The sequence below is a fragment of the Pseudomonas sp. MONT-RG-20F-20-E-7-02 genome, from assembly GCF_022662395.1.
GTDB lineage: Bacteria > Pseudomonadota > Gammaproteobacteria > Pseudomonadales > Pseudomonadaceae > Aquipseudomonas.
The window spans coordinates 23,022-29,470 of record NZ_JAKNQN010000020.1 but is presented as its reverse complement, the minus strand read 5'-3'; the positions used below and the strand labels follow the sequence as shown (position 1 = coordinate 29,470).

Annotated in this window: 7 protein-coding genes; 6 read left to right on the top strand and 1 reads right to left on the bottom strand. The window is 51.2% G+C overall.

Annotation, left to right across the window (positions count from 1 at the left end):
- The 4 genes from L8I05_RS29105 to L8I05_RS29090 form a co-directional block, all read left to right on the top strand.
- Positions 1 to 595, top strand: a 595-nt coding sequence (locus L8I05_RS29105; RefSeq protein ID WP_242176618.1) for an RHS repeat-associated core domain-containing protein, incomplete at its 5' end; no start/stop codon positions are given.
- Between the two features lie 3 nt (positions 596 to 598).
- Complete coding sequence (locus tag L8I05_RS29100) at positions 599 to 1,231, top strand: hypothetical protein (RefSeq protein WP_242176617.1); 633 nt, start codon at positions 599 to 601, stop codon at positions 1,229 to 1,231.
- Between the two features lie 706 nt (positions 1,232 to 1,937).
- Positions 1,938 to 2,513: a hypothetical protein gene (locus L8I05_RS29095; protein WP_242176616.1), complete on the top strand. Its 576-nt coding sequence runs from the start codon at positions 1,938 to 1,940 to the stop codon at positions 2,511 to 2,513.
- Positions 2,514 to 2,674: 161 nt separating this feature from the next.
- Entirely contained in the window at positions 2,675 to 3,067 is a 393-nt protein-coding gene (locus tag L8I05_RS29090) for a hypothetical protein (RefSeq protein WP_242176615.1), read from the top strand.
- 107 nt (positions 3,068 to 3,174) lie between these two features.
- On the opposite strand, the gene L8I05_RS29085 is transcribed toward L8I05_RS29090, so the two are convergent.
- A complete protein-coding gene (locus tag L8I05_RS29085) occupies positions 3,175 to 3,612 on the bottom strand; it encodes a DUF3995 domain-containing protein (RefSeq protein WP_094953794.1) in 438 nt (145 codons plus the stop codon).
- A 93-nt stretch (positions 3,613 to 3,705) separates the two neighbouring features.
- On the opposite strand from L8I05_RS29085, the gene L8I05_RS29080 reads away from it, so the two are divergent.
- The gene (locus tag L8I05_RS29080) at positions 3,706 to 4,095 is read left to right on the top strand and encodes a DUF2946 domain-containing protein (protein ID WP_242176614.1); all 390 of its coding nucleotides are present in this window, start codon (positions 3,706 to 3,708) and stop codon (positions 4,093 to 4,095) included.
- 96 nt (positions 4,096 to 4,191) lie between these two features.
- Positions 4,192 to 6,318 carry a TonB-dependent receptor gene (locus L8I05_RS29075; RefSeq protein ID WP_242176613.1) on the top strand — a complete coding sequence of 709 codons (2,127 nt, stop codon included), beginning with the start codon at positions 4,192 to 4,194 and terminating at the stop codon, positions 6,316 to 6,318.
- Positions 6,319 to 6,449 lie beyond the last annotated feature (131 nt).

Here is a 6,449-nt window from a genome sequence, read left to right as displayed (position 1 = left end):
AAACAAAATCGACAACCCGCTGCGCTTCCAAGGCCAATACTTCGACCCGGAAAGCGGGCTGCACTACAACCGCCATCGCTACTACAATCCAGATATTGGTCGCTATCTGACGCCTGATCCGGTGAAGCTGGCGGGTGGGATCAATGCGTACCAGTACGTGCCTAATCCTACGGGGTGGGTGGATCCGCTGGGATTAAATCGGTGCCCTGGTGGAAACGGATGTAAACCTACCCATAAAATCGAGGAGCCAGCCTACACAGCTAGGGTTGACGAGCGAGAGCCAGAAGCTCCCAAGGGGGCCGACAGTAAACTCTCCCGTAATGGAGCATTCAGAAGGGCGAAAGAAATTGGCGGAATCCCTAAGCACCAGCATCCTGCGCGCGTTTATCGAGAGACACTTACCGATCAAAATCGCTATACACAAGGACGTGTCTATGAATTTAAATTGCTCGAACGAAAAATTGAAATTCGCGAACATTCCCTTGGGCACAAAAAAGGTAATCATGCACCCCACTTCAATACTGAAACAACTATCGACCATCGTAAAGTCCCACTGGAAATCGGCGATGACTCTCACACATACTTCAAGAAATGACTAATGAAGACCGTTTTTATCCGAGAAGTCGGCATTCACCCATGGGGTCAGCTATACGCGACCAATGATCACGAATATTCGACAATTTCCCTGCTAAACCAAGACTTTGAAAGCGTTTGGAAAACATGGTGCGAACTTGCATCCGCACTGACATTGGAATGGCCAACAATCTCAATTTGGTACACCGTGGGATTCCCGTACGAAAGCAAAACTCAGGAATATCTGGCGTTAAAACATTTTGCAAAATCGTCAAACCCCAAAGACATATTTAAAAAAAATGAAACAACTTCAATCTATTCTGGAATAGAGCACTTGAATTCAAAACCTGATGAGATAGATCCAGCTACACTCACTAGCTATCGTTATACCGTAACACTTATGCAGAAAAAAAATAGCGAACCCAGCGACGTATGGAATAAACTTAGCGATCTGAGCCACTTATCAACATCAGATGATTTCAAGCTAATATTGGCAGACCGAACCGTGCTAGCTTTCAGATTCCATGATGCAGAAACACACGGAGTAGCTCAGATTATTTTTCACTCAGAGCATTTGCCGATTCTAAACAACGTAATTAGCAGGATGGGAATCAAAGAAATTCAGCAAGGAGACGTCTACACTTACATACACAGATGAGTTAAATAAAATGATTTTGCCTCTTTGGGGTCGGCTTTGACATACCGCCCCCTCCTATTTGCTTACCCAAAAAAATAGAAAGGCGAAAATGATAACGCATAGTAGAACTGGGGTGACACACTCAAAAGCAAGAGACTTACAAACAACGAACGTTACTCACAGAAAGGTATTAAGCATAGATCACAGAAATTAAACGGATACTTTTCGTCATTGCAAAATCAAAACAAACCTTTATTGAGCTTTAGGGTAAGCATTCATCTCAGCCTGCCTCTCAATTTAAAATGAAGCAGTCCACGCTAATAAGATACCAATAAAATGAAAATAATCTGTGTGCCACTCACGATAGAAGCAATGAAATTGCTAGACATAAACGAATGCCCAGACGTTCTACTTGAGACTGCCTTGCTTACGGAAGTAGAATACCAACAATTCTTAAACTCTGGAGCATTAGAAATGCATAAATTATGCGACCGGGAAGATAATCGATGAGTATGAGGACGAAATCATAAAGACTCCTGAAGAACTAAGAAAAACCTTACAGATATTGAAATCTCACTTAAGACCTGAAAACTCAAAAACATTAAACAAATTAATCCAATTAAGTGCGTTAGCAATCGATAAAAACACAGGGTTATTTTTCTTCTTTTAACCGCTCAACCTTAAATCCATCGCCAGTCTCACCCAGTAATTTAATGATAGGAAAACAATGCTAGAGCAAAATAAAAAAATAGTAACTACCGGAAAAGAAGCACTTGACGCACTTAAAGAAATCGAGTTCATATTGATATCTCTACACAAAATGGGCAGTTTTTATGCTGAAAAGCCTGGTGTTCTGGAAGAGTATCGAAAAGCAACCACTGACTTCATCGACGATTGCGCCGTTACACAGCGCTTGGCGAAGGTCCGCAGGATCATTTCTGCGCACTTTGACGACTCTCTCGGTGATGACGACATGGACGACATAGAAAGATATTTCTCCGATTTAAACTTCTGGACGCCAAATCAACCACTAAACCAATCAACCCATAGCACAGCAAACATTCAAATTTCAAAGGGTACAATCGAACAAGTAATTTGCAAAAAAAACGAATTGTTAATTATTTTCACGGATGAACAAGATCAATCACTGCTGATCACATTTCAGGAACTCATCGCTTTTAAAGGCGTAAATGCGGTCGGAACTAAATGTGAGATGCATGAGAAAAAAGATTCTAGCCCTTCGCAAGACACAGCACGCCTCCACCTAAAAAAACAGAAAACAACTACTACTTCAAAGAGATAGGCGGCAGCAAAGTTATCTTTACAGTGATAGCGAGCAGCTATAGCACTGAGAGGATATGACTCCAGCTTGACATCTACTGCGGACAACGAATATAGATCTTTTATTTTCGATACGCACAACGAAAAATGGCGACGACGTAGACAAAACCATCGGGCATCATAGTGATTAAATTAAAAAAAGCGCAAGTAGTAGCAATCAATGAACTGGTAGAGGACGAGATTTTATTGCTAATTGATAAAACCGTTGTAGCTTGTTTCATAAGCTACTGCCCATACAAAATAGAAACAGGGAAAACTTACGATATTGAATTGACTTTAAATTTATCTGAAGATTATGAAGCCAAAAAATCCTCTTCGACCCACGTTTTAGCCGAGCGCACGGGGGATGGATTTTCTTACGTGCTTTACGGAACGCTAAACAATGGCACCTTCCAAACGTTTACTTTGTTTAGCGATGAGGGGATCTCCTACGACCACCCAGACTTGCATGATTCCTTTATAAAATTGACGGTTGAAAGAATTGATGCGGCCTTTAAATATAAGATCGACTTCTAATAGAGAGATCAATTGAACGCCCTTCGCCTCTCAGATCCAGGACCATACAAACGTGTTCGACGTTAAATAAAAAATATATTTTCCTTCATCCAACAAGCATTTAAGCATCACCCCCACGCCACCACCAACAACCCCACCCCTAACACCAAACACAACGGCGAATAAAAATACGTATCCAACCTGGCAAACCTCGACCCACCCACCTTTTTGAAAAACCCCACCAACTCCGAATCGCCAATCGCTCTCGCAAACATCACCACGGCAATCGCGCTGATCCCCCACTGCAGCGCGCCATGGGACACCGGTGAGAAATACAGCCCGGCCCGCAGGCAGACGAGCAATGCAATCGCCACCAAGCCCATCGCGACGAGGAACGTGCCGAGTGCCGAGGGTTTGAACGCTGGTCGGGGCCCGTGGGCGAATTCGCCGGGCAGTTGGGGGATGGCGGCGAGGCTGCCGAGTTTGCCGCCGGCGGCCCAGTACAAGTGCACCATGCTGATGCAGGTAAAAACCCCGACGATCCATCGCGCGATGACAAAGCTCATGGCGGGCGCTCCCTGAAAATGTGCGAATGATGATAGTCGCCCTGAGATTTTTTGTAGGCATTTCGTCGGCGGCTGATGGTAAAGTGCCGCCCCATGAAATTCGCCCGTGCCGACCGCTCGCTCATTGCCTGGATGCTTTATTGCTGCGTCCTGTTCAATGTGTTCGCGTGCAGTATTGGCCATGGGCAGATGCTGGGGATGCAGCTCAACGGCATCGGCGGCCAGTTCTGTACGGTGGACCCGCGTACCCAGGCGCCCGCGCAAACCAATTCCTCGGATGAGAATCTGCCGACGCTGTCCAAAGCGTTCGGCTGCCCGTTATGTTCGACCGGCGGTATGGGCCCGGCACTGAGTTCCAGCCTGAATGTGGCGGTGTTGCCACAACCCCATGCGCCACCACCGGCGGTGGTGCTTGCCGCTGACATCCCTGCCCGCTTCACCTGGCCTGCGGCCAACCCGCGTGCGCCTCCCGCTTTCGCCTGATCCCTTCGCTTTCTGATCTGCACTGTCCAAACGTTCCCGTTGGGGAATACGCGCGGCTGTGCGTTGTTTTCAAGCCAAGTTTTTCAGGATTCAACCATGAAACATTTACCCCTGTTGGCGGGCCTGTTCGGCTGCCTGCCTGTCTGTGGCTGGGCGCTTGAGTTGGCCCCCACCACTATTGATGGTGAGCAAGCCGCCGAGCCCGGCCTGGCGCTCGACCAATCCAGCGGCATGGCGTCGCGGCTGGGTTTAAGCGTGCGCGAGACGCCGGCGTCGGTGGCCATCGCCACGCGCAACGATATTGAGCGCCATGGCGCCAAGACCTTCCGCGATGCGGCCAACACCTTGCCCGGCGTTAACGCCAGCGCGCCGCCGGGGTTTGGCGGGTTTGTGTCCTATCGTGGGTTTACCAGCAGCCAGATCACCCAGATGTTCAACGGCATCAACGTCGCCACCGGCTTGGCCCGGCCAGTGGATGCGTGGATCTATGACCGCGTCGAACTGGTCGGCGGGCCCTCCTCCTTGATCAATGGCGCAGGCTCCGTGGGCGGTTCGCTGAACTACGTGACCAAACTGGCAACCCGTGAAGAACAGGCGGCCGAAGGCCAACTCACCTACGGCAGCTACGACACCGCCGGCATGGCCTTCGGCCTCAACCACGCACTGACCGAACCGGGCGCCGAGGTGCAGCATTACGCGCGCCTGGATGTAAGCCGCAACACCAACCACAGCTACATCGACCGCGACCAGCGGGATGCCTGGAGCGTGGCGTTTTCGCTGCTCAGCGACCTGACCCCCGACCTGTCCCACACCCTGGCGCTGGAATACCAGGACGAGCATAAAGACAGCCCTTATTGGGGTACGCCGGTGCTCAACCCGAAGGCCGGAGAGCTGAAAATTGACCGGCGCAACCGCTTCAACAACTACAACGTCGCCGATGGCCGTTACGAGCAGCGCACGGTCTGGGCGCGCTCGATCATCGACTATCGGATCAACGACAGCACCACGCTGAAAAATACCCTTTATCACTTGGACAGCCAGCGCGACTACCGCAACCTGGAGACTTACCAATACAACGCCGACAACAGCGCGGTGAACCGTTCGACGGCCTACCAGGTCCGCCATCAAGGCGAACAAAACGGCAACCAGTTCGAGCTGCGCCATGACGATACGTTCTTCGGCCTGTCAACGACCTGGTCCGGTGGCTTCGAGTACAAGGTCAACAGCACCACAAACAACCCGTTGAACGTGCCAGGCAACAGTACCGTGGACCCGAATAACTACAACCCGGGACACTTCTACGCTATACCCGGCACCAAGCCCGGCTTCATCAAGGACAAAACCAACGAAGTCACCACCAAGGCTTTGTTCGTGGAAAACCGCCTGGGCCTCACCGACAAACTCTCGCTGCTGACCGGCTTGCGCTACGACGCTATCGACCTGGATGTCACCAACCACAGAGCCGTTACAGTCACCAACCCGCGTCACTTCAAGCGCAGTTGGGAGCCGGTGACCGGGCGCGTCGGCCTGACCTACCAGTTCATCCCGTCAGCCAATGTGTATGTGCAATACAGCACGGCGGCCGAGCAGCCGTCGACCACCACTCAAGTGTTCGACGTGTCGACCGGCAAGCAGTGGGAAGTGGGCAGCAAGTTCGATTACCTGGACGGGCGCGGTTCGGCCACCGTCGCGGCCTACAAGATCGAGCGCAAGGATTTCGCCGTCACCGATCCGCTGGACCCCAACAACAGCATCCCGGTGGGGGCACAATCCTCCAAGGGGGTTGAGTTGGCCAGTTCACTGCGAATCACGCCCAAGTTGCTGGCGGAAGGCAACTTTGCCTGGGTGGAGGCTGAGTACGACGACTTCAACGAGAAAATCGCCAGCGGCGCGGTGGTCTCACGCAAGGGCAATACGCCGACCAACGTGCCCAAGCGTGTAGGCAATCTGTGGCTGACTTATGACTTCACACCGGACTGGCAAGGTGGCGTGGATGCGCGGTATGTCGCAGAGGTGTATGCAGACAACGCCAACACCCTGACGGTGCCGGCCTACACGCTGTTCGGGACATTCCTGCGCTACCGGGTCGACTCGCACACCTCGGTGACCGGTCGGGTGCGCAACCTGACGAATGAGGTGTATGCGGAGTTTGCGCATGTGTCGCCGGCTTATTACCTGGGGTCGCCAAGAACCTTCGAGGTGGCCGTTCAAACCAGGTTCTAAGCCTGAAATACATTAAAAAATGTGGGAGCCGGGCTTGTGTGGGAGCTGGGCTTGCCCGCGATGCAGGCACCTCGGTTTATCAGGTAGACCGAGGTGATGCTATCGCAGGCGAGCCAGCTCCCACACAAGCC